A 20,636-nucleotide genomic window follows, 5' to 3' on the forward strand; every position below is an offset into this window, starting at 1 on the left:
ACAAGAAAGGCGGCCCCAGGGCCGCCTTGTCATGAAGGGTGTGTCACGCCGTGACGCTCTCAGGCGGTCGCCAGCTTGGCCTGCTCCTCGCCACGCTTGAGCATGGCGTAGGCCACCCCGGTCACCAGAGAACCGGCGGCGATCGCCAGGATGTACATCATCACATGGCTGATGGCGTTCGGGATGAAGAGCACGAACAGACCACCGTGGGGTGCCACCAGCTCGCAGCCGAACAGCATGGAGAGCGCACCGGTCAGGGCGCCGCCCGCCATGCAGGCCGGGATGACGCGCATGGGGTCCTTGGCGGCAAACGGGATGGCCCCCTCGGAGATGAAGCACAGACCCAGCACGAAGGAGGCCTTGCCCGCTTCCTGCTCCGCCTTGATGAACTTTCTGCTGGCCAGGAAGGTCGCGATCCCCATCCCCAGTGCAGGCACCATGCCGGCGGCCATGACCGCTGCCATGGGGGCATAGGTCTTGGAGGCGAGCAGGCCGACACCGAAGGCATAGGCCGCCTTGTTGACCGGGCCACCCATGTCGAAGCACATCATGGCGCCGATGATGACACCCAGCAGCACGGCGTTGGCAGAGCCCATGTTGTTGAGGAACTCGGTCATGGCGTTCATGATGCCCGCCACCGGGCCACCCACCACGTAGATCATCACCAGACCGGTGAACAGGCTGGCAAAGAGCGGAATGATGAGGATGGGCTTGAGGGCTTCCAGGGTGACCGGCAGGCGCACCTTGTCACTCAGGAACTTGGCGCTGTAACCGGCGAGGAAGCCGCCGACGATGCCGCCAAGGAAACCGGCGCCGAGCGAGCTTGCCAGCATACCGGCGATCATGCCAGGCGCCAGACCCGGACGGTCGGCGATGGAGTAGGCGATGTAGCCTGCCAGCACCGGGATCATCAGGGCGAAGGCGGAGCCGCCACCGATCTTCATCAGGGCCGCGGCCAGCGTCCCCTCTTCCTTGAACGCTTCAATGCCGAAGATGAAGGAGAGCGCGATGATAAGGCCCCCCGCCACCACCATGGGCAGCATGAAGGAGACACCGGTCAGCAGGTGCTTGTAGGGGCCCGCCTTTTCCTCTTTCTTGACCGCAGCCGCGCCGCTGTGGCGATAGACCTTCGCCTCGGTCCAGGCCTTGTCGAGCTCGGCCCGGGTTTTCTTCAGGGCAGCCCCCGTGCTGGTGCGATAGACCGGCTTGCCATCAAAGCGCGCCATGTCCACCTCAATGTCAGTGGCGAGGAACACCAGATCGGCGGCGGCAATCTCGTCCGCCGTCAAGGCATTCTGGGCACCGACCGAGCCCTGGGTTTCGACGCGGATCTGGTGACCCAGCTGCTTGGCCATGGTCTCCAGGGCCTCGGCCGACATGAAGGTGTGGGCCACCCCGGTCGGACAGGCCGTCACCGCCACGATGCGCTTGGCACCGCTGGTCGGTTTGGCAACGGCAGGTGCCGCCTCATGGCGATAGACGCTGGCACCGCTTCGCGCGGCTTCCAGCAGGGCAGCGGGATCCTGGAGCGCCAGATCCATGTCGCCCCGATAGAGCGACTTGCCGTCATAGGCGGCCAGATCCACCGGTGCGCTGGCAACGACCAGCACCAGGTCGGCGGCGGCAATCTGCTCTTTCGAGGGAACCTGACGGGGCTGCACGCTGGACTCGACGTCGAGGGTGAGCTCCCAGCCAGCCAGTTTGGCCTGCTGTTCTATCCGTTTTGCAGCGAGAAAGCTGGTGGCAATGCCCGCCGGGCAAGCCGTAACCAGAATTGCTTTCATTGGGCATCTCCTGAGTTAGCCATCAAATGGGGTTGGGGTTGAGTCGGTGCCAGATCATCCAGACGCTGTACGCGCACCTGCTCGAGTAACGGTTTGAGCACATTGATATCGTTGAAGCCGACCGCGACCTGGCTCACCGCCAGTGCCGAGACGGCGGTGGCCAGACGCAGGGTCTGCTCCGGCGTCCAGTCCAGGCTCATGCCATGGACCAGGCCCGCCACCAGGGAGTCGCCGGCACCCACGGTGCTGACCACCTCCATGCGCGGCGGAATCGCCTGCCAGGTGGCATCCGGTGCAAACCAGATGAGGCCGTCCGCACCATTGGAGATCACCACGTTGGGGATCCCGCTTGCCTGCAGCGCGCGGGCGCACTCGGCCTGCTCGCTCAGGGTCTTCACGGGGCGACCGGCCCACTGGCTCAGCTCTTCCAGGTTGGGTTTGACCAGGGTCGGCGCCGCCTTGATCCCTTCGCTCAACGCCGCACCGCTGCAATCGAAGATCACCTGCTTGCCCTTGGCCTTGAGCAGGCGGATCAGATGGCCGCAGTAATCGGGGGCCACCCCTTTGGGCAGGCTGCCCGCCAGAACGAACCAGTCGGTGTGGGGAGCCAGTCGCTCCAGCGCTGCTTCCAGGGCGCTGACATCGCCTTCCTGCACGGCGAGTCCCGGCAGATTGAGATCGGTCACACGGCCGGATTGTTCGGAGATCTTGACGTTGATCCGGGTGTCGCCCGCCACGCGCACGAAGTGATCGGCAAGGGCACGCTCCTCGAACAGGGAGGCGAAGCTCTGCTGGTTGCCCTCACCGAGCCAGCCGGTCAGGCCTACGTCACGGCCGAGATCTTTCAAGACCATGGCGACGTTGATCCCCTTGCCCGCGGCGCGCAAGTTGGCCTCGCTCACCAGATTGACCTCGCCAGGGTGCATGGCCTCCAGACGGGTGGTGAGATCGAGCGCGGGATTGAGGGTGATGGTGACGATGTCCATCAGTGCGCCCCCTCGCCAAGACCCGCGGCAATGGCTTCGCCAATGCCCTTGAGGGCTGCTTCGGCATCCGCTCCTTCGGCGCGAAATGCCAGACGATGACCGCATTTGACCCCAAGCCCGATCACCTTCATCAGGCTCTTGGCAGAGACGGCTTCACCGCTGCCATCGAGGTTGGCGACGCGGATGTCGGATTCATACTCCTTGGCCACCTTGACCAGCATGGCGCCCGGACGGGCGTGCAGACCGTGGGGGTTGATGATGGTGAAGGTCTCGGACAGCCCGCTCGCCGGACCCGCCTGCAACATGGCAAGACCGTCGCTGCCAGAAAGGGTGGCCAGCTGGCCGGCTGCGGCCAGCTTGGCCAGATTCTCGAGTTGCGGCAGATGGCCGCTATCTGCGGCACACAGCAGCAGCAGGGCGCTGACTGGCAATTCACCGACGTTCAGCGGGGTGCTCGGGGTGGCCAGCACCCAACCGGTCTGGGCCGCTTGCGCACGGGCCAGCCAGATGCCCTCCCCCAGGTGAACAGGCTGACTGGCCAGGAGGGCGCTCACCATGGCGGCGTCTCCCCAGCCTGCGGATTTGGCGCGGGCCGCAGCCCCCAGCAGCAACTGGTCCTGGTCGTCGGCCGGGAAGTCCGCCAGGGTCAGGTATTGCACCTCTTTGGCGGCAGTCGCGCCAGTCAGGATATTGATGATGGTCTCTTCGTCGGTCGCCCCCTTGAGCTGGGCTGCGGCCTGCTCGTCACCCAGCACGTGGGTGAGCTGGCGCAAGATCCCCAGGTGCTCGTCGGACTTGGCGGCGATGCCGATGGCGACGTAGGCAATCTGCCCCTCGTCCCACTCGATGCCGTGGGGGAACTGGGCCACCATGACACCGGTGCTCTTCACCAGATGACGGGTGTCCGTGGTGCCGTGGGGAATGGCGATACCGCTGCCAAGATAGGTGGCGTGCTGCGCTTCCCGCGCCAGCATGCCGTCCACGTAACCTGCTTCAACCAGACCGGCGTCGGTCAGTTTGCTTGCCAGCAGGGCGATGGCGTCCGCCTTGGTCGTCACCGATTGTCCCAGCAGGATTTGCTGTCGCGCCAACTTCAACATAGAGATTCTCCATCAGGTCCGGCTTCACCTCGCGGCGTACCGGCTCAACTCAACTCGATTTTTGGGTAACTTGCCTGCTGACAATAGACGGTGATCTCTCGCTTTGGTGAGCCGGAACCCATTTCCAAGTGCAGATAATCATCCGTTACTGACAAGCTGAATCGTTTCACTTACACTCAGACTGAATCGTTTCAGCGCATTGTTCAAGATCCCGCAGAAAGTACGTTTCAATGATATGATCCCGCGCACACTTTTCGGCGCCCCAACCAGGAACCGGCGCGGGCCTTGCAACTCAAACAGAGCCAACATGATGAAACTGGATGAAATCGCCGCGCTGGCCGGTGTCTCTCGCACCACCGCCAGCTATGTGATCAATGGCAAGGCCGATCAATACCGCATCAGCCAGGCCACCCGCGACAAGGTGATGGCCGTGGTCCATGCCCACAACTATCAGCCGGACAGCCGCGCCGCTTCCCTGCGCGGCGGCCAGACCCGCACCCTCGGCTTCATCCTGCCCGACCTCGAAAACGCCAGTTACGCCAAGCTCGCCAAGCGCCTGGAGCAAGGGGCCCGCACCCAGGGATATCAGTTGCTCATCGTCTGCTCGGAGGACGATCCGGACACCGAAAAGGAGCTGGCCCGGATGCTGGTGAGCCGCCATGTGGACGCGCTGCTGGTGGCAAGCTGCCTCCCCCCGGCGGATCCCTTCTACCTGGAGCAGCAGTCCCGGGGCGTGCAGATCCTAGCCATCGACCGTGCCATGGCCACCGAGCACTTCGTCACCGTCGCGAGTGAAAACCAGAAGGCGAGCCTGGACCTCACCGCCTCCCTGCTCACCCCGGCCATCGGTCATATAGCCTTGATCACTGCGCTACCGGAACTGACGATCAGTCAGGAGCGAAAAGCGGGCTTCGAACAGGCCATTGCCAGTCACAGTGCGACCCGCCACCTGTGTGAAGGGGCCCACTTCTCGCGCACCGAAGGGTATCGCCTGATCAAGACGCTCCATCAGCAGCTCGGCCAACTGCCCGAGGCGCTGATCACCACCTCCTACATCCTGATGGAGGGGGTGCTCGACTACCTGCTGGAGCAGGAGGCCGACATGAGCCAGCTCGCCATGGCTACCTTCGGGGATGACCGCCTGCTCGATTTCCTCCCCTTTGGCATCAACTCCCTGCCCCAGCAGCACGACGCCCTGGCAAGCCAGGCCCTGACGCTGGCCCTCAAGGCGGTCAATGGCGACTACCAGAGCGGCCTGCACTATGTGAGCCGTACCCTCAAACGCCGCCGCTGACCCGGCAACGACGCACCACCCCGGGGGCGGCCCGCAGTGCCAGCCCCTGAGCCTCCTCCCCCACACCTGCTTGTGTTCTCCCCTGTTGTCTCAGCTTTTGCACTTCGCCTTCTGGCTTTGAGGTGATCTGCCGGGCGGCAACCCCGCGCCAGGGCACGTTTATCGGCGCCTCGGCTCGCTATAAGTGAAAATGATGGCTTTTGGGAGTATGACCCGATGTTTGCTTATATCGGGCCAGTCGCACCACCAGGGCCCCGTGTTACCCTCTGCAAGCCCTGTTGCCGCCAACGCGGGCGCTCTCGATGTCGACCCGCAACGCAGCCTGACGGGCAGCCTCCCCCTGAGGGGCGCGTTTTTTCGGCGCATGGCGCAATGTGTCACTTTTTATTGCCACCCTTCGGCTTGCTACAGCACAAAATCCGCTTTTAAGGGGTTGTTTCCGCCATTTCAATCCGCTAACTTGGCAACCAATTTTTACAACTGACAGGTTTCAGGTACAGATGTATCCACACCGATATTGCTAGCCTCCGGCTTTTCCCCGGAGGCGTCTCCCGACACAGCCAACTGGCTCTCTCTTGTTTGCAACAGCGCCCCTCACTTTCGGATGGATGACATGAATACCAAGACCCTGGGTTGTACCCTGTTGATTGCCGGCACCACCATAGGCGCCGGCATGCTGGCCCTGCCGCTGGCCTCCTCGTCCCTGGGCGGCCCCGCCACCCTGATGCTGATGATCGGCCTCTGGGCCCTGATGGCCTTCACCGCCATGCTGCAGGTAGAAGCCAGCCTCAGCACCGGCAAGTGGTACCTGCACCAGCTGGCGGATCACCTGCTCGGCCCCTGGGGCAAGGGCATCGCCTCCTTCTGCATCCTGATGCTGTTCTACGCCCTGGCCTCCGCCTACATCAGCGGCGGCAGCAGCCTGCTGGCCCAGGCACTGGCCGATGCCGGCCTGCCCCTCGGCCAGGAGCAGGCGGCCTGGGTCTTTACCCTGCTGTTTGGCGGCATGGTGTGCGTCGGCACCAGGCAGGTGGATTACCTCAACCGCCTGATGTTCACCGTGAAGCTGGTGATCATGGTGGCGGTGCTGGCGCTGCTGCTGCCCCGCGCCCAGGGGCAGCACCTGCTCTCCATGCCCCTCGGGGAAGGCTTGCTGCTGGCGGGCCTGCCGGTCATCTTCACCTCCTTCGGCTTCCACGGCTCCATCCCGAGTGTCATGCTCTACCTCGGGGACAACCCCAGGCAGTTGCGCCGGGTCTTCGTGTGGGGCTCCGCCTTGCCGCTCGTGATCTACGTACTGTGGCAGGTCGCCATACTGGGGCTGCTGGGCCAGCAATCCCTGATCCAGACCGGCGGCGCCCTGGATAGCCTGCTGGCCAACGTCGGCGGCCTGGTGAGCTGGCCCGCCTTCAACCAGGCGATGCATCTGTTTGCGGATCTCGCGCTCGCTACCTCCTTCCTCGGGGTGACCCTGGGACTGTTCGACTTCATGGCCAAGGTGACCCGTCGCAAGGACAACTGGCAGGGCCGCACCCAGACCGGCCTCATCACCTTCGTGCCGCCCCTGCTGTTCGCCCTCTACTTCCCGCAAGGCTTCATCATGGCGCTGGGTTACGCCGCCATTGCGCTGGCGGTGCTGGCGGTGCTGCTGCCGGTGGCCCTGGTGTGGCAGAGCCGCAAGCAGGCCGAGGCGCACCACTACCGCGTCCCGGGCGGCGTACTGGCCCTGGGTCTGGCCGGTGCCATGGGGGTACTGATCGTCGGAGTGCAGGTCAGCGTCAGCATGGGGCTGCTGCCCGCCCTCTGATTTCCCCGGCCCGACAAGCAGAAACGCCGCAAAGAGACACGCCCCGCCAACCCAGTTGGCGGGGCGTTTCATTGGCACGGGCTCACTTGGCCGACCCACACCACTCAGCGCGAAATCCATCCAATAATGAACATTTGAATGCAACCATGTATAGATATGTACATGACTGCGCCCCTGCCCTACACTGCTTAGCAGACAACTCATGATCCCGTGCCCGTCTGGCACGCCAACCCGGGAGGCAACATGGTCGCCACCGCATCTCTTCCCCGACAACAGCCCGCCGTCGATCCCAGCAAGGCCCTGCCCGTGGTGTTTCGCATCCTGGACAAATGGCAGTGCAGCACGGATGAACAGCTCAGGCTGCTTGGCATTACCTCCCGCTCCACCCTGAACAAGTACAAGGAGGCCAGCGGCGGCATTCGGCTGAGCGCCGATCTACAGGAGCGGATGAGCTATCTACTCAACATCCACAAGAGCCTGCGGCTGCTGTTCAGCCTGGATGAGAGCATCTATGGCTGGGTGCGCAAACCCAACAGCCACCCCTTCTTCGCCGGGCGCAGCGCCATGGAGGTCATGCAGGGTGGGCGGGTGGCCGATCTCTACGAAGTGGCCACCCGGCTGCACGCCTGGCGCGGGGAGATGGCCTGATGTCCTCCCCGCCCTTGCGCACCTTCCACAATGCCTGCGCCTATCGCATCATTCCGAGCCGCTTTCCCCCCATCTGCCTCTATGAAGACGTCGCTACCGCCGACGAGCTTGAGGCGGTCTGGGCCGTCGAGGCGCTGACCAACGACAGGCTGAGGGAAGAGGCGGGCGAGCTGATGCGGGTGCCCAGGGAAGACTGGCTGGTGGGGCTGCCCGGCGGCAGCTATGTGATGGCCGCCTTCACCCACCTCAATCCCGAGGGTGCCCGTTTCACCACGGGGGACTTTGGCGGCTACTATTGTGCCCCCTCCCTCGACACCGGCATCAAGGAGACGGTCTACCACAGGGAGCGGATCTTCGGGTACACCCGGGAGCTGGCCCAGAAGGTGCAGATGCGGGTGATCCAGGCGCAGTTCAGCGCCAGCCTCATCGACATCACGGGCCCGGCGTTTCTGCCAGGCCCCCTCTATCACGCCACCGAATACGGCCCCGCCCAGGCCTTCGCCCGGGAGCAGAAGGTCGCCGGGGCGGACGGCATCCACTACCGCTCGGTGCGCCACCCCGGTCACGACTGTCACGTGCTCTATCGCCCCCGCCTAGTCAGCCGGGTGGACCACGCCCGTCATCTGGAGTACCACTGGAGCGGCGAGGCCATCACTCATGTGCTGGAGATCCGCCTCTACGGTGAATAGCGTCTACCAGGACAAAAAAAGCCCCGCCAGATTGGCGGGGCTTTTTGTATCAACCGAACAGTGGGGGAGCCTGGCTCCCTGGCCGCTTACTGGTTGTGGCTGGCGCGACGGGGACGACGGGCCTGGGCCGGTTTGGCGGCGCCGCCTTCCGGACGCTGACCGCCCTGGGGCTTGGGCTTGCCACCGTTGCCGGAGCGATTACCACCGCCATTGCCACCGTTGGCAGAACGACCGGCACCCTGACGCTGGCCCTGACCTTGCGGACGCGGCGCACGGCGCTGCTCGCTCGGATCGCGCGGCTCTTTGCGAAGCGGCGCGCCGATGCCACGGGCGATGTTGTCGAGGGTCTCGCGGGAGGCTTCAAAACCGGCCACCTGCTCGCACGGAATGTTCTGCTTGGTCAGCCGCTCGATGGCCTTGATGAGCTTGCCTTCATCGGCCGCGACCAGGGAGATGGCGTGACCGGCGGCGCCGGCACGACCGGTACGGCCGATACGGTGCACGTAATCTTCCGCCACGTTCGGCAGCTCGAAGTTGACCACCTGTGGCAGTTTGTCGATGTCCAGACCACGGGCGGCGATGTCGGTCGCCACCAGCACCTTGACGCTGCCATCCTTGAAACCGGCCAGGGCACGGGTACGGGCACCCTGGCTCTTGTTGCCGTGGATGGCGGCGGCGCTGACGCCGTTCTTGTCGAGGGTCTCGGCAACGCGGTTGGCCATGTGCTTGGTACGGGTGAACACCAACACCTGCTGCCAGTTGTTGCTGGTGACCAGGTGGCTCAGCAGGGCAATTTTGTTGGCCTTGTCACAGGGGTGTACCAGCTGCTCGATACGCTCGGCGGTGCTGTTGCGCGGGGCGACTTCGATCACCGCCGGGTTGTCCAGCAGGCCGGTGGCCAGCTCACGAATTTCGTCGGCGAAGGTGGCGGAGAACAGCAGGTTCTGGCGCTTCTTCGGCAGCAAGGCCAGGATGCGGCGGATGTCGCGGATAAAGCCCATGTCGAGCATGCGATCCGCCTCGTCCAGCACCAGGATTTCCACTTCGTCGAACTTGACGGCGTTCTGGTTGTAGAGATCCATCAGGCGGCCCGGGCAGGCCACCAGCACGTCCAGACCACGGCGGGTGGCCATCATCTGCGGGTTGATGCTCACGCCGCCAAATACCACGTGGCTGCGGATCGGCAGGTGTTTGCCGTAGTTGCGCACGCTCTCGCCCACCTGGGCGGCCAGCTCGCGGGTCGGGGTCAGCACTAGGGCACGGATGCGATTCGGGGAGACCTTGCGCTTGCTTTCAGTCAGACGCTGCAGCATCGGCAGGGTAAAACCTGCGGTCTTGCCGGTCCCGGTCTGGGCGGCGGCCATCAGATCACGGCCAGCCAGTACCGCCGGGATCGCTTGTTGCTGAATGGGAGACGGGGTGTCGTAGCCTTGCTCGGCAACGGCACGCAACAAGGGTTCGGCCAGACCGAGGGAAGTAAAACTCATAGTTACCTGCTAGGGATAGGGGCGCCAAAGATCGTGGTGGGGCTCCTCTGCTGAGCCGATGCCATCTCACAGGATCCGGGCCTATAGAGAAAACAACGATTTCCCCGGGGAGCAGAGCAAAGGGGAAAGAATAGAGGCGCAGTCTAACGGAGTTGGCGCACTTAGACGAGGAAAATGTGATGCACCTCCCAGCGCGGCTGGAAATAGCGACAAAGGCAGGACAAAATGGCCCGAATCGCCGTATGTATCAAAGCCCCTGCACAGCCTGCCGGGGACGGCGCGATACACGGAACAGGAGGTTTTGATTGAAACGGAAGTTCACCCCCACCGCCCGGCGCATGCTGGGCCTCGTCTTGCCCCTGCTCTTCGCCCAGCCCCTCGTCGCCAGGGAGACCCTGTCGGTGGCCTGGAGCCACTGGCCCCCCTTCAGCCAGATCGCTGCCGACGGCACCCTCGGCGGACTGGACGTGACCCTGACCCGCCAGATCCTGGACAAGGCAGGCGTTGAGCCCGCCTTTCGCAACCTCCCCTGGGCCCGGGCCCTCTACCTCATGGAGCGCCAGCAGCTGGACGTGGCCATGGGCGCCCTGAAAACCCCCGAGCGGGAGCGGTTCGCCCGCTTCTCCGCCCCCTATCGGCGCGCCAGCTTCGTGCTGCTGAGCCAGCGCCCGCAGGCCGGAGAGCCCGACAGCTGGCAAGGGTTCACCGAGCTGGCAACCCTGTGCCAGGCCAAGGGGCTGCGACTTGGCAAGCTGCGGGGTACCCGCCCCCTGCCGATGAACGAGGAGTGCCCTGCCCTCGGGCAGGCGAGTGAATACAACAGCGATGACAGGCTGCTCACCCTCTTGCTGGCGCGCCGCCTCGACGGCGTCATCATGGAGTGGCAATACGCCCGCTACCACCTCGGCCAGCTCGGGGCGAGCGATGCCATCCAGTGTCAGGTGCTCTTGCACCAGCAGCCGGTGCGCCTGATGTTTGCCAAAGAGGCCGTGAACGATGAGGCGCTCGCCCGCATCGATGCCGCCATCGCCACCCTGCCCTCACCGGATCCCGCCTTTGCGCCGCCCCGCTGCCGCCTTGACGCAACCCGGCTCCCATCGTTCTCGACGCCATCGGCCCCCTGACGCCGACGCCGGCAAAAAACCATGAAAAAGGCGACCCTGGGGTCGCCTTGTGGTTTCTGGTGATCACTCACCCTGCCCGCAGCGTGATCAGCGCAGCTGCGGGGTCTGGGTGTGCACGCCCTGGTTCTGGGCGCGGTGGCGCAGCAGGTGATCCATCAGCACCAGGGCCAGCATGGCCTCGGCGATGGGCACGGCACGGATGCCGACGCAGGGGTCGTGACGCCCCTTGGTGATCATCTCGGTGGCCTCACCGCTGGTGGTGATGGTCTTGCCCGGCACCGTGATGCTGGAGGTGGGCTTGAGGGCCATGCTCACCACGATCTCCTGACCCGACGAAATGCCCCCCAGGATGCCCCCCGCATGATTGCTGGCAAAGCCGGTCGGAGTCATCTCGTCCCGGTGCTCCGAGCCTTTTTGCTCCACCACCGCGAAGCCGTCACCGATCTCCACCCCTTTCACCGCGTTGATGCCCATCATGGCGTGGGCGATGTCGGCGTCGAGGCGGTCGAACACCGGCTCCCCCAGGCCCACCGGCACGTTGCGCGCCACGACGCACACCTTGGCCCCCACGCTGTTGCCCTCTTTCTTGAGGGCACGCATGTATTCATCCAGCGCCTCCAGCTTGCCCGCATCGGGGAAGAAGAAGGGGTTCTGCTCGATCTGGCTCTCGTCGAACCCTTCCGCCTTGATGGGGCCGAGCTGGGAGAGAAAACCCACTATCTCGATGCCGTGCACCTGTTTCAGGTACTTCTTGGCGATGGCCCCCGCCGCGACCCGCATGGCGGTCTCGCGGGCGGAGGAGCGGCCGCCGCCACGGTAGTCACGCTGGCCGTACTTCTGGTGATAGGTGTAGTCGGCGTGGCCGGGGCGGAACAGATCCTTGATCTCGGAATAGTCCTTGGAGCGCTGATCGGTGTTCTCGATGAGCAGCCCGATGGAGGTGCCCGTGGTCCTGCCCTCGAACACCCCGGAGAGGATCTTCACCTCGTCCGCCTCGCGGCGCTGGGTGGTGTAGCGGGAGGTGCCGGGCTTGCGCCTGTCCAGATCCCCCTGCAAATCGTCTTCGCTTATCTCCAGCCCCGGCGGGCAGCCGTCGACCACGGCGCCCAGCGCCAGACCGTGGCTCTCGCCGAAGGTGGTGACCCGAAAGAGTTGGCCGAAACTGTTCCCTGCCATGGATGCTCCTTGCTGCTTAGTTCTTGTAAATGGCGAAATGGGCCTGGTACTGCTCGAGCTCTGCGCGGGTCATCACAAAGACGCCGTGGCCGCCGTTTTCGAACTCGACCCAGGTGAAGGGCACCTCGGGGAACTGGGCTTCCAGGTGGATCATGCTGTTGCCCACCTCGACCACCAGCACGCCATCCTCTTTCAGGAAGTCGGCGGCATTGGCTAGCAGGCGCTTGGTGAGCTTGAGGCCGTCGGAGCCCGACGCCAGCGCCAGCTCCGGCTCGTGGCGAAACTCGTCCGGCAGATCCGACATGTCTTCGGAGTCCACGTAGGGCGGGTTGGAGACGATGAGATCGTACTTGTCACCGGCCGGCAGATCCCGGAACAGATCGGAGCGAATGGGGATGACCTGCTGCTCCAGCCCGTGATCGTTGATGTTGCGCTCCGCCACGTTGAGGGCATCGACGCTGATGTCGATGGCATCCACTTCCGCATGGGGGAACTCGTGGGCCATGATGATGGCGATGCAGCCGGAGCCGGTGCACAAGTCCATGATCCGGGTCGGTTCGTCTTTCAGGAAGGGGGCGAAGCGGTTGGCCACCATCTCGGCGATGGGGGAGCGCGGAATGAGCACCCGCTCGTCCACATAGAACTCCCAGCCCGCATACCAGGCCTTGTTGGTCAGATAGGGCGCCGGAATGCGCTCCTGCACGCGGCGGATGATGAGCTCGGCGATGCGGTGGCGCTCGCTGGTGGTCAGGCGGGAGTGGCGCATGCCCGGATCCACGTCCGGCGGCAGATGTAACGCGGGCAGCACCAGTTGCACGGCCTCATCCCAGGCGTTGTCGGTACCATGTCCGTAGAAGATCCCGGCGTCGTTGAAACGACTCATGGCCCAGCGCAACATGTCCTGGATGGTGTGCATTTCGGCAACCACCTCATCGATAAATATCTTGTCCAAATCCACCTCCAAGTCGAGTAATATCCGGCCCGAGAATTTTATACAGCGAGCAAGACGAGTACCTGATGAAAAAAACGCCCTCACTCACAGACGAGGAAAGCCTGCTGTTTCGTGATGCTGTCAAAGGTACCCGGAAAATTAAGCAAGATACCATAAGGGCCTCCTCAAGCCCGGTCAAGCAGAAACGCGAAGTGCGCGAGAGCCGCGAAAAGCTTGGGGTTGACCACTTTTTCAGCGACGAGTACCAGCCCCATCTCGAGGCGGACGGGCCGACCCGTTACGTGCGCGACGACGTGTCAAAATTCGAGCTGAAAAAGCTCAAGCGCGGCAGCTACCCGCCGGAGATTTATCTGGATCTGCACGGCATGAACCAGCACCAGGCCAAGCAGGAGCTGGCGGCCCTGCTCACCCTGTGCCGAAAAGAGAACATCCACGTCGCCTCGGTGATGCACGGCATCGGCAAGCACATCCTCAAGCAGCGCATCCCGAGCTGGCTGGCCCAGCACCCCGCTGTGCGCGCTTTTCACCAGGCGCCGCGGGAGTGGGGGGGCGAGAGCGCCATCCTGGTGCTGCTGGACATCGAGGAGTGACCCCCTTCCCCGCCCCGCCTTGCTCCGGGCGAACGCCATAAAAAAACCACCGCCAGCTTGCGGTAGTTTTTTATTGGCGCCCCACAGGGGTCAGCCGACGGCTTCCATATGGCGCTTGAAGTTATCCAGGATGCTCTGCCACCCCGCCCGCTGCTGTTCGCCGCTGTGCAGGGACTCGGCATCGAACCGCTCCTCCACCCGGGTGCCCCCCTGCTCTGCCACGAACCGCACGCTCACCTCGCGGCCATCGTCCATGACGTAGCCGAGCCCCGTCGGCGCTGTGACCTCGGTGAAGGTCCCCTCGAAATCAAACCCCGTGCTGCCATCCCGCGCCGCCATGTGGTGGCAAAAACGCCCACCCACCCGCAGATCCACCCGGCTTTGGGGGCAGTGCCACTGCGGGGAGGCGGCGTTCCACGCCATGATGCTGGCGGGGGTGTTCCAGCCCTGCCACACATCGGCAATCGGCCTGGCAACCCAGACGCTGACGCTTATCTTCATCTCTCTGCTCCTCTGGCTTTCCTGCACGTTTTGCACTGTGGCACTGTCATGCCACGCCGGGCGCATCGGGCTGCGCCAAAAAGTGGGCCACCAGGGCATTGGCATGGCCGTGGCCCAGGCCATGCTCGGCCTTGAGCCAGGCCACCAGCGCCATGTGTTTGCGCTCCTCCCGCCCTGCCAGCAGGGTCAGCCAGTGGACGATGGGCTGGCCGTATTTCTGCTCAATGGCGGGAAAATAGAAGGCAGGCCCCTTCACCTTCGGTTGTTCATCCATGATGGCTTCTCCTCGGGGTGAGTACAGGCTCAGGGTTTGGGGGCGAACTGCTCGAACACCTGCTGTCCGGTCAGGGTCGGGGTGTCGTTCTTGAGGGCATAGAAGTCGGGCTTCTCGTCGATGAAGATCTGCCCGGTGAGCTCGAACCCCTGATCCTGAAACAGGCCGGCACAGAGGATGTACTCGTCCGTCGGCAACAGATGGTAGAAAAGATGGGTGCCGCAGGTGGGGCAGAATCCGCGCTCCGCCCACTCCGACGAGCGGTAGGCCACCGGGGCCATCCCGGTGAACCGCACGCCCTTGCCCCCGTGCACCGCGAACATGGGCCCCCCTGACCAGCGCCGGCACATGGCGCAATGACACAGGTTGACCTCCTTGTGATCGCCGCTCGACACGGTGATCCCGCCACACAGACAATGTCCTTCCATGATGCCTCCTGAGAGTTGGGGCGACAGACCGGGCGAACGGGTGCTCGCCTTCTTGCCGCACCAGATGAAGTAGCACGGGATCCGGGGGGCGGCAACTGACCATACCGGGGCCTCACCGCGGGGCTGAGGCTCCCGGAGCGGGAAAATCCCCCTCTTTATTCATTGTGTGAATGACTCAACACATCCCATGCACCAGATAAATAATGGTCAGGTTCCCTCCTGCAAGGCGATGCGATTCCCCTCGCAATCCCGACACTCCGCCACCCGGAGGCTCTCCCCGACCCGGGTGACGGGATAGAGACAGGCTCCGCCCGATGCCAGTGCTCGGGCCATGGCCCCCTCGATGTCAGCCACCCGCAGATAGATCCGGGTGCCATCCAGACTCGGCACATAGCTCTCCCCCTTCGCCAGGGCGCCGGAGCAGCCCGCCGTGCCACTTTCCAGGGGAAAGAGCGCCATCTCGTTGCCATCGATCTGCACCCGCTCCAGCACCGTCTCGAAGACCCCCTCATAGAAGCGAATGGCTCTCTCCATATCCTGTACCGGAATTTCAAAATGAATGGCGATGTTCATGGTCATCCTCCCTCGGTGTGAACCCGCAGGCTATCAGTGCCAAAAGAGGCGCAACAAGCCAGCGCGGCGATCAACAAGGGAGGCGCGCGGCCTCCCCGGAGTGCTTGCGCTTGTACTGACTCTCAGGTCACCGGTGCCCAGGGATCCCCCTTGCCCGGCTCGTTGCCCTGGGTCCACCACTTGGCCTGATAGATGATCCCCTTGTGGCTCACCTTGTTGCCCGCGGTGTAGACCTTGCCTGCCTCCCAGGCCGGTACCCCGTCCACCGGCGGCGTGCCGGGGTCGACCGGGGCCGGATCCAGCGTGGCCACCACCCGAACCTTGGGCCAGCTGGCGTGGGAGCCGTAGAAGTTGGTCACACACTTCTCGTAATCCCCCGGCACCAGGGCCGAATAGGCGGTCTGGTACCCCACCAGATCGCACTCGAAGGAGTAGCCGCCGGGTCTGTCCGGGTAGTATTTCCAGTTGCCGTCCCAGTTGGTGTAGAGCACGTCAGTGGCGCCGTTGAGGTTGAGACTGCCATAGGGGGTCTGCTGCCAGCAGGTGTTCTTCTCGTCCGCCAGCAGCGGAATCCCGTAGTGGGCCGCGAGCCCCTCCCAGTAGCGGATGCGGTTGACCGGCTGGCCCTTGTTCTTGTTCTGCTCGCCGCACTCGATGCCACCGTTGATGATGTTGATGGTGGTGCCAAAGCCGTAGCCGATGCCCGCCGCCAGCTCACGCTGGGAGGGCACCCAGGTCCGGTCGATGACGTGCAGCATGGCGGGTTTGGGAGCCTGGGGCGTCAGGAAGAACCAGATGGCGGAGGCGAGGTTGAGCCAGGAGTCCGCCACCAGCCCGGGGTTGTTGAGGAGCACAGAGGCGTCGCCGTCGAACATGGCCTCGGAGAAGGCGCCGTAGTTGAAGTGGTAGGAGAGCTGCTTGGCGCCGCGACCGAAATAGCCCTGACCGGTGCTGCAGGGCCAGCGCCGGTTCTGCCAGTCACTCTGGCCACACCCCGTGGTGTAGCCGGTCTGCCCCTCAGACCAGCCTATCTCCCGCACGTGCACCAGGGCCTGTTGCCACTCTTCCAGCCCCAGGGGGTTGTCGGAGACATTCTCCTTGGCAATGTGGCCGCCGGTCTCCTGGGCAAAGTGGGCGAAGGCGGTGATGATGGACTTCTTGCAGATGGCGTCCGCATTGCGCCCGTCCGTGTAGTCGCCGCAGAAGGCGGGGAACTTGCCCACTGCCCGCAGGAAGCGCTCGTAGGTGTACTCCGGGGCGGCCATCTGGGTCAGGAACTCCCAGTCCGATTCGGTGAAGACCCGCTCGACCCGCTTGACGTTGTCCGGGTTGCCGGGGGCGCGTGCCACGATGGCCTCCACCACCGAATTGGGCCGGGTGGCCAGGGCGTGGGACCAGATCCCGTACATGGGGTTGGCGGTCTTGGCCTGGGCCGCACTGGCAAGATCCGCCGCCGCCATCACATAGCCGCCGCTGTTCTGGGGATCGGGCTGGATTGTCATGGCGCTCTGGCCGGGCAGTGCCCAGACGAGGGCAACCAGGCAGGCGGTGCGCGTGAGCATGAACATGGGTAACCATCCTTGTCTTGAAAATGTCAGGGCGAGCATAGGCATCCTGGCAACTAAATTCACGACAAGAATTAAGAATTTGGCGAAATTGTGAGCCATGCCTCCCTGCACTCAGATGGCGCTCGTTTGCAGGGGGATCCAGCCCCTGGTCTTGTTGGCGCAGCCATCCAACCTGTGCGGACGCTTGTTCAGATCCCCCCTGCGCGCACCGCCCGGATCAGCAGATTGCGCGGGGTCATGGGTTTGGGACAGAAGGTGCCCACCTCCACCCGGTAGCCCTGCTCCTCGAGGAAAAGGGCGCGATCGAGCAGCAGCCAGATTTCCAGGGGGCGGCGAAACAGGTGGCGCACCAGCTCCATGCGGGCGACATCGCCAAAACGCCGCTCTCCCTGCGCCAGCAAGGCGGCGTAGTCGAGCCCCGCGGGCAAGCCCATCCCCTTGCGCTCGGCGGCCCAGTGGCAGAAATCCTCGAAGTCCCCGGTCAGCAGGCTCTTTTGCAGGTTGGGCACCGGCAGGTACTCATCCACCCCGCGCACCTGGCGCTGCAGGCAGTCGAAGGCGAGGCGCCACACCACCTCCCGCTCCCGCAACCGGGCGATGCGGGCGCCGCCGGTCACCGTCTCCTGCAGCGGCAGCTTCAGGTCGCTCTTGCCAAGGCGCAGGGCACTGGCCCTGGCGGCCCGGGAGAGGGGCGCATAGCGCTCTCCCCTGATGAGGTGGTAGCAACACGGGGAGAGGGTCACCCCCTGGGCGCCCCCCTCGGCCACCCGCGTCAGCAGATGGGTGTGCAGATCGCCGCAGGCATGGAGCGCCATGGCGTGATGGTCCGGGGCGATGAGGGCCCCGGACTCGGTGGCAAAGGCATCCGCCTCCACGAACCGCATGTTGGCGCCGTCGCGCGCGGCGAGCCGCCGCCCCTCCTCGCAGAGCGCCCCCTGCCACTCCAGGCTCAGGATCTCGGCGCCACGGTGCAACGACACCAGGCGTCCCAGATGCCCCTTGCCGGCGCACCACTCCAGATAGGGACCTTGGTGGGGGGGCAGGCAGCCGGTGAAGGCCTCTATCTGCCCCTGCTTGCGTCCCGGCATGTACATCGCCATGGCCCTGGCGCAGTGGACGGGTTCGGGGGCGAAAGTGGCAAGCTCGCCGAGGGCCTGCAACTCGGCCCCCGCCGGGATCCAGGGGGCGAGCAGGGTGCAGAGCGCATCCATGTCCCCGTCGAGGTGCGCTATCTCGTCAAGGGTCAGGGCTGCCAGGCACTTCGCAAGGGCTGGCTCCTCGCGGGCAAAGGCGATCCCCAAGTGGTGATAGGGCTGGTATTGCCACCAGCGTCGCTCGGCGGTGAGCAAGCAGTCCAGTTGTCGAAAACGGTGGGCCAGCACGGTGAACCTGTCCTTTGGCGCAAAAAGGGAGGCTCATTCTAGCGATCTGCCGTCAAAAAGCACTCGCCTGTGCGCCGCTGGTAGCCTGACAAAAAGCAGGGATTTGTGCTATATTCCGCCCCCTCATTCGCGCAGCCCGCCACGGCGAGCCGCTTTACCCCTATAAACGGAACCCAATCATGACCATCAATGCCATCCTGCAAGCCCGTGCAAATGCCAAATGCGAGCTGTGTGGCGCAGAACATGCGCTGACTGCCTTCCCGGTGCCGCACTCCCCCGCCAGCGACGACGACCACAGTGTGGCCCTCTGCGCCACCTGCCGCGGCCAGCTGGAGCAGCCGGACACCACGGAGGTGAACCACTGGCGCTGCCTGGGTGACAGCATGTGGAGCCAAGTGCCGGCGGTGCAGGTGATGGCCTGGCGCCAGTTGAAGGCCCTCGTCGCCCGGGGCGAGCTCTGGGCCCAGGACATGCTGGACATGATGTACATGGAAGACGAGGTCAAGGCCTGGGCAGACGCCGGCGTGACCAGCGACGATGACGACAGCGTGCCGACCGTCGACTCCAATGGCGCAGTGCTGGTGGAAGGAGACTCCGTCACCCTGATCAAGGATCTGGACGTCAAGGGCGCGGGTTTCACCGCCAAGCGCGGCACCCTGGTCAAGGGCATTCGCCTGACCAACAATCCGCTGCACATCGAGGGCAAGGTCAACGGCATGCAGATCGTGCTGGTGGCCGCCTACCTGAAGAAGGCCTGATTCCGACCCCTTCAACCCAGAAGCGCCCCCAGGGGCGCTTTTTTGTTGTCTCTGTTTCCTGCCGTTCGGGTGGCACCCGCGGGAAACTGGACTATCCTGCAAACCAGTTCCGCGGTATGCCCCTCCCCTGACTGTCAGTGCGCCAATGGAGAGGGCCTTCCCGGCACGCATGGAAAGACCCCGGGCACCCTGATCCCCATGGCGCCCACAAAACCAAGGAGCCGCCCCATGGCCAGCAAGAAAGAGATCAAGAAGAAGATCGCCGTCCGCCAGGCGAAAATCGCCAAGCACGAAGGCAAGATCAAGAAGCTGAAAAAGGCCCTGAAATAAGGGCTGACAACCATAAAACCGCCTGATGGCGGTTTTTTTATACATATCCTTGCCTATTGCATTTCCTGCCGCAGACCATGCTGCACCGGATTGCCCTCCCCTGAATCCTCTTCGGGGGCCGGGAGAGACGCCGCTGGACGACTCGTCAAAGAGGCTGGCATCATGCCAGCTTTGACGCCAAGGACGTGCTCATGAACCCGAATACCTGGATGCTGTTTGCGCTGGCCTATCTGCTGGCGACCCTGACCCCTGGCCCCAATGTGCTGCTGGTGGTCAAGAACGGTCTGCAACACGGCTGGCGCGCCGCCCTTGTCAGTATCCTCGGCAACCTGGGGTGCCAGGCCATCCTCATCGGTCTGGTCGCCATGGGGGTGGGGGCCATGCTGCAAACCCTGCCTCCCCTCTTTGTCGCCCTCAAGCTGGCGGGGGGTGGCTACCTGGTGTATCTGGGCTACAAGGCGCTGCGCGCGGCCAATACCAATGCCCAAGGGCTCTCTCCCTCCACCGCTCGGGGACGCACCAGAACCACCCTCTCCTTGTTGCGAGAAGCCTTTCTGGTCTCCGCCAGCAACCCCAAGACCATCGTCTTCCTCTGCGCCCTGCTGCCCCAGTTCCTCGATCACCAGAGTCCGCTGACGCTGCAGTTCATCACCATGTACCTGACCATCTGCGCCATCGTCAGCCTGGTGCATCTGTGCTATGTCGCCCTGGCCAGGCGCGCCGGTCGCTACTTCAAGCCAGGTCGCAGCGAGCGCCTCGTTGGCCGCATCACCGGCGGGCTCTTCATCACCCTGGGCGGCGCCATCCTGCTCAGTGGTCGTCCCTGATCCCTGTGCCTCACCGCGGCTGACATTATCTGCACCATCGGCGCCGCTTGGGCGCCGCGGATCCCGGCCACCGGGGCTAGAGTTGTAGGCGTGTCTGTATATGAGCCTGCGGTGGAGCGCCATATGTATTCCTACACCCTCACCTTCCGGGAGGAGGCCGACAAGCTGACGGCCCCCGAACACGAGATCCGCCTGCAAAGCCCGGCACAGGCCGGTGATTTCATCATTCTCTCCGATGGCAGTCGCCATCAGGTGATGTTCGTCACCCACCGCGCCCACTACAGCAGCCTCTACCTCGACAAGGGGGTCCGCATTCCCCAGAGCTGACGCAGGCATCGTCTTTCGCTCCCTCCTGCTA

21 protein-coding genes are annotated in these 20,636 nt (G+C 64.2%); 9 read left to right on the forward strand and 12 right to left on the reverse strand.

Going from position 1 to position 20,636, the window contains the following annotated elements:
* Positions 1-59: 59 nt before the first annotated feature.
* Genes fruA through fruB form a run of 3 tightly spaced genes read right to left on the reverse strand, consistent with a single transcriptional unit; the run spans position 60 to position 3,870 of the window.
* Positions 60-1,784: a PTS fructose transporter subunit IIBC gene (gene fruA, locus AB5Y93_RS16170; RefSeq protein ID WP_049636759.1), complete on the reverse strand. Its 1,725-nt coding sequence runs from the start codon at positions 1,782-1,784 to the stop codon at positions 60-62.
* Entirely contained in the window at positions 1,781-2,770 is a 990-nt protein-coding gene (gene pfkB, locus AB5Y93_RS16175; protein ID WP_368229830.1) for a 1-phosphofructokinase, read from the reverse strand. The genes fruA and pfkB overlap by 4 nt, the downstream gene beginning before the upstream one ends.
* Positions 2,770-3,870 carry a fused PTS fructose transporter subunit IIA/HPr protein gene (gene fruB / locus AB5Y93_RS16180; protein WP_010674822.1) on the reverse strand — a complete coding sequence of 367 codons (1,101 nt, stop codon included), beginning with the start codon at positions 3,868-3,870 and terminating at the stop codon, positions 2,770-2,772. The genes pfkB and fruB overlap by 1 nt, the downstream gene beginning before the upstream one ends.
* Positions 3,871-4,177: 307 nt before the next feature.
* Here fruB and cra point away from each other — a divergent pair, with 307 nt between their 5' ends.
* From cra to AB5Y93_RS16200, 4 genes are all read left to right on the forward strand, one after another.
* Positions 4,178-5,164, forward strand: coding sequence for a catabolite repressor/activator (gene cra, locus AB5Y93_RS16185; RefSeq protein WP_010674823.1), 987 nt, complete (start codon positions 4,178-4,180; stop codon positions 5,162-5,164).
* 613 nt (positions 5,165-5,777) lie between these two features.
* The gene (locus tag AB5Y93_RS16190; RefSeq protein WP_368229831.1) at positions 5,778-6,971 is read left to right on the forward strand and encodes an aromatic amino acid transport family protein; all 1,194 of its coding nucleotides are present in this window, start codon (positions 5,778-5,780) and stop codon (positions 6,969-6,971) included.
* A gap of 243 nt (positions 6,972-7,214) precedes the next feature.
* Positions 7,215-7,619 (forward strand): antitoxin Xre-like helix-turn-helix domain-containing protein, encoded by a 405-nt coding sequence (locus AB5Y93_RS16195; protein WP_041211580.1) that lies wholly within the window; start codon positions 7,215-7,217, stop codon positions 7,617-7,619.
* Positions 7,619-8,308 carry an RES family NAD+ phosphorylase gene (locus AB5Y93_RS16200; protein WP_368229832.1) on the forward strand — a complete coding sequence of 230 codons (690 nt, stop codon included), beginning with the start codon at positions 7,619-7,621 and terminating at the stop codon, positions 8,306-8,308. Before AB5Y93_RS16195 ends, AB5Y93_RS16200 begins: the two co-directional genes overlap by 1 nt.
* A gap of 86 nt (positions 8,309-8,394) precedes the next feature.
* On the opposite strand, the gene AB5Y93_RS16205 is transcribed toward AB5Y93_RS16200, so the two are convergent.
* Positions 8,395-9,795 (reverse strand): DEAD/DEAH box helicase, encoded by a 1,401-nt coding sequence (locus AB5Y93_RS16205; RefSeq protein WP_368229833.1) that lies wholly within the window; start codon positions 9,793-9,795, stop codon positions 8,395-8,397.
* Positions 9,796-10,133: 338 nt separating this feature from the next.
* Between AB5Y93_RS16205 and AB5Y93_RS16210 the strand changes: the two genes are divergently transcribed.
* The gene (locus AB5Y93_RS16210) at positions 10,134-10,919 is read left to right on the forward strand and encodes a substrate-binding periplasmic protein (protein ID WP_368229880.1); all 786 of its coding nucleotides are present in this window, start codon (positions 10,134-10,136) and stop codon (positions 10,917-10,919) included.
* An 87-nt stretch (positions 10,920-11,006) separates the two neighbouring features.
* Here the strand turns inward: AB5Y93_RS16210 and aroC are convergent, their stop codons facing one another.
* The gene (gene aroC, locus AB5Y93_RS16215) at positions 11,007-12,095 is read right to left on the reverse strand and encodes a chorismate synthase (protein WP_323921189.1); all 1,089 of its coding nucleotides are present in this window, start codon (positions 12,093-12,095) and stop codon (positions 11,007-11,009) included.
* Positions 12,096-12,111: 16 nt separating this feature from the next.
* Positions 12,112-13,047, reverse strand: a complete 936-nt coding sequence (gene prmB, locus AB5Y93_RS16220) for a 50S ribosomal protein L3 N(5)-glutamine methyltransferase (protein WP_286700827.1) — start codon at positions 13,045-13,047, stop codon at positions 12,112-12,114.
* Between the two features lie 65 nt (positions 13,048-13,112).
* On the opposite strand from prmB, the gene smrB reads away from it, so the two are divergent.
* Positions 13,113-13,637, forward strand: coding sequence for an endonuclease SmrB (gene smrB, locus AB5Y93_RS16225; RefSeq protein ID WP_041211465.1), 525 nt, complete (start codon positions 13,113-13,115; stop codon positions 13,635-13,637).
* A 90-nt stretch (positions 13,638-13,727) separates the two neighbouring features.
* On the opposite strand, the gene AB5Y93_RS16230 is transcribed toward smrB, so the two are convergent.
* From AB5Y93_RS16230 to AB5Y93_RS16255, 6 genes are all read right to left on the reverse strand, one after another.
* Complete coding sequence (locus tag AB5Y93_RS16230) at positions 13,728-14,138, reverse strand: SRPBCC domain-containing protein (protein ID WP_042017133.1); 411 nt, start codon at positions 14,136-14,138, stop codon at positions 13,728-13,730.
* Between the two features lie 46 nt (positions 14,139-14,184).
* Entirely contained in the window at positions 14,185-14,412 is a 228-nt protein-coding gene (locus AB5Y93_RS16235; RefSeq protein ID WP_319907427.1) for a DUF4287 domain-containing protein, read from the reverse strand.
* Positions 14,413-14,441: 29 nt separating this feature from the next.
* Positions 14,442-14,840 carry a GFA family protein gene (locus AB5Y93_RS16240; protein ID WP_288213072.1) on the reverse strand — a complete coding sequence of 133 codons (399 nt, stop codon included), beginning with the start codon at positions 14,838-14,840 and terminating at the stop codon, positions 14,442-14,444.
* A gap of 207 nt (positions 14,841-15,047) precedes the next feature.
* A complete protein-coding gene (locus AB5Y93_RS16245) occupies positions 15,048-15,413 on the reverse strand; it encodes a VOC family protein (protein ID WP_323956080.1) in 366 nt (121 codons plus the stop codon).
* Positions 15,414-15,535: 122 nt separating this feature from the next.
* Positions 15,536-16,981: a chitinase gene (locus AB5Y93_RS16250; RefSeq protein ID WP_368229834.1), complete on the reverse strand. Its 1,446-nt coding sequence runs from the start codon at positions 16,979-16,981 to the stop codon at positions 15,536-15,538.
* A 188-nt stretch (positions 16,982-17,169) separates the two neighbouring features.
* Complete coding sequence (locus AB5Y93_RS16255; RefSeq protein ID WP_368229835.1) at positions 17,170-18,363, reverse strand: methyltransferase; 1,194 nt, start codon at positions 18,361-18,363, stop codon at positions 17,170-17,172.
* A 179-nt stretch (positions 18,364-18,542) separates the two neighbouring features.
* On the opposite strand from AB5Y93_RS16255, the gene AB5Y93_RS16260 reads away from it, so the two are divergent.
* The 3 genes from AB5Y93_RS16260 to AB5Y93_RS16270 all read left to right on the forward strand — a co-directional run bounded on the left by AB5Y93_RS16260 (position 18,543) and on the right by AB5Y93_RS16270 (position 20,605).
* Positions 18,543-19,121 (forward strand): alkylphosphonate utilization protein, encoded by a 579-nt coding sequence (locus tag AB5Y93_RS16260; protein WP_039040739.1) that lies wholly within the window; start codon positions 18,543-18,545, stop codon positions 19,119-19,121.
* Positions 19,122-19,642: 521 nt separating this feature from the next.
* Complete coding sequence (locus AB5Y93_RS16265) at positions 19,643-20,278, forward strand: LysE family translocator (protein WP_368229836.1); 636 nt, start codon at positions 19,643-19,645, stop codon at positions 20,276-20,278.
* Between the two features lie 123 nt (positions 20,279-20,401).
* A complete protein-coding gene (locus tag AB5Y93_RS16270; protein WP_039040737.1) occupies positions 20,402-20,605 on the forward strand; it encodes a hypothetical protein in 204 nt (67 codons plus the stop codon).
* The last annotated feature ends 31 nt before the right edge of the window (positions 20,606-20,636 follow it).

The sequence above is a fragment of the Aeromonas sp. R10-1 genome (assembly GCF_040908465.1).
In the GTDB taxonomy this organism is placed as follows: domain Bacteria; phylum Pseudomonadota; class Gammaproteobacteria; order Enterobacterales; family Aeromonadaceae; genus Aeromonas; species Aeromonas caviae.

What these genes read in the sequence shown, in the direction of transcription:
- fruA (WP_049636759.1), bottom strand. Translation starts at nt 1,784, where the DNA reads ATGAAAGCAATTCTGGTTACGGCTTGCCCGGCGGGCATTGCCACCAGC.
- pfkB (WP_368229830.1), bottom strand. Translation starts at nt 2,770, where the DNA reads ATGGACATCGTCACCATCACCCTCAATCCCGCGCTCGATCTCACCACC.
- fruB (WP_010674822.1), bottom strand. Translation starts at nt 3,870, where the DNA reads ATGTTGAAGTTGGCGCGACAGCAAATCCTGCTGGGACAATCGGTGACG.
- cra (WP_010674823.1), top strand. Translation starts at nt 4,178, where the DNA reads ATGATGAAACTGGATGAAATCGCCGCGCTGGCCGGTGTCTCTCGCACC.
- AB5Y93_RS16190 (WP_368229831.1), top strand. Translation starts at nt 5,778, where the DNA reads ATGAATACCAAGACCCTGGGTTGTACCCTGTTGATTGCCGGCACCACC.
- AB5Y93_RS16195 (WP_041211580.1), top strand. Translation starts at nt 7,215, where the DNA reads ATGGTCGCCACCGCATCTCTTCCCCGACAACAGCCCGCCGTCGATCCC.
- AB5Y93_RS16200 (WP_368229832.1), top strand. Translation starts at nt 7,619, where the DNA reads ATGTCCTCCCCGCCCTTGCGCACCTTCCACAATGCCTGCGCCTATCGC.
- AB5Y93_RS16205 (WP_368229833.1), bottom strand. Translation starts at nt 9,795, where the DNA reads ATGAGTTTTACTTCCCTCGGTCTGGCCGAACCCTTGTTGCGTGCCGTT.
- AB5Y93_RS16210 (WP_368229880.1), top strand. Translation starts at nt 10,134, where the DNA reads ATGCTGGGCCTCGTCTTGCCCCTGCTCTTCGCCCAGCCCCTCGTCGCC.
- aroC (WP_323921189.1), bottom strand. Translation starts at nt 12,095, where the DNA reads ATGGCAGGGAACAGTTTCGGCCAACTCTTTCGGGTCACCACCTTCGGC.
- smrB (WP_041211465.1), top strand. Translation starts at nt 13,113, where the DNA reads ATGAAAAAAACGCCCTCACTCACAGACGAGGAAAGCCTGCTGTTTCGT.
- AB5Y93_RS16230 (WP_042017133.1), bottom strand. Translation starts at nt 14,138, where the DNA reads ATGAAGATAAGCGTCAGCGTCTGGGTTGCCAGGCCGATTGCCGATGTG.
- AB5Y93_RS16235 (WP_319907427.1), bottom strand. Translation starts at nt 14,412, where the DNA reads ATGGATGAACAACCGAAGGTGAAGGGGCCTGCCTTCTATTTTCCCGCC.
- AB5Y93_RS16240 (WP_288213072.1), bottom strand. Translation starts at nt 14,840, where the DNA reads ATGGAAGGACATTGTCTGTGTGGCGGGATCACCGTGTCGAGCGGCGAT.
- AB5Y93_RS16245 (WP_323956080.1), bottom strand. Translation starts at nt 15,413, where the DNA reads ATGAACATCGCCATTCATTTTGAAATTCCGGTACAGGATATGGAGAGA.
- AB5Y93_RS16250 (WP_368229834.1), bottom strand. Translation starts at nt 16,981, where the DNA reads ATGTTCATGCTCACGCGCACCGCCTGCCTGGTTGCCCTCGTCTGGGCA.
- AB5Y93_RS16260 (WP_039040739.1), top strand. Translation starts at nt 18,543, where the DNA reads ATGACCATCAATGCCATCCTGCAAGCCCGTGCAAATGCCAAATGCGAG.
- AB5Y93_RS16265 (WP_368229836.1), top strand. Translation starts at nt 19,643, where the DNA reads ATGAACCCGAATACCTGGATGCTGTTTGCGCTGGCCTATCTGCTGGCG.
- AB5Y93_RS16270 (WP_039040737.1), top strand. Translation starts at nt 20,402, where the DNA reads ATGTATTCCTACACCCTCACCTTCCGGGAGGAGGCCGACAAGCTGACG.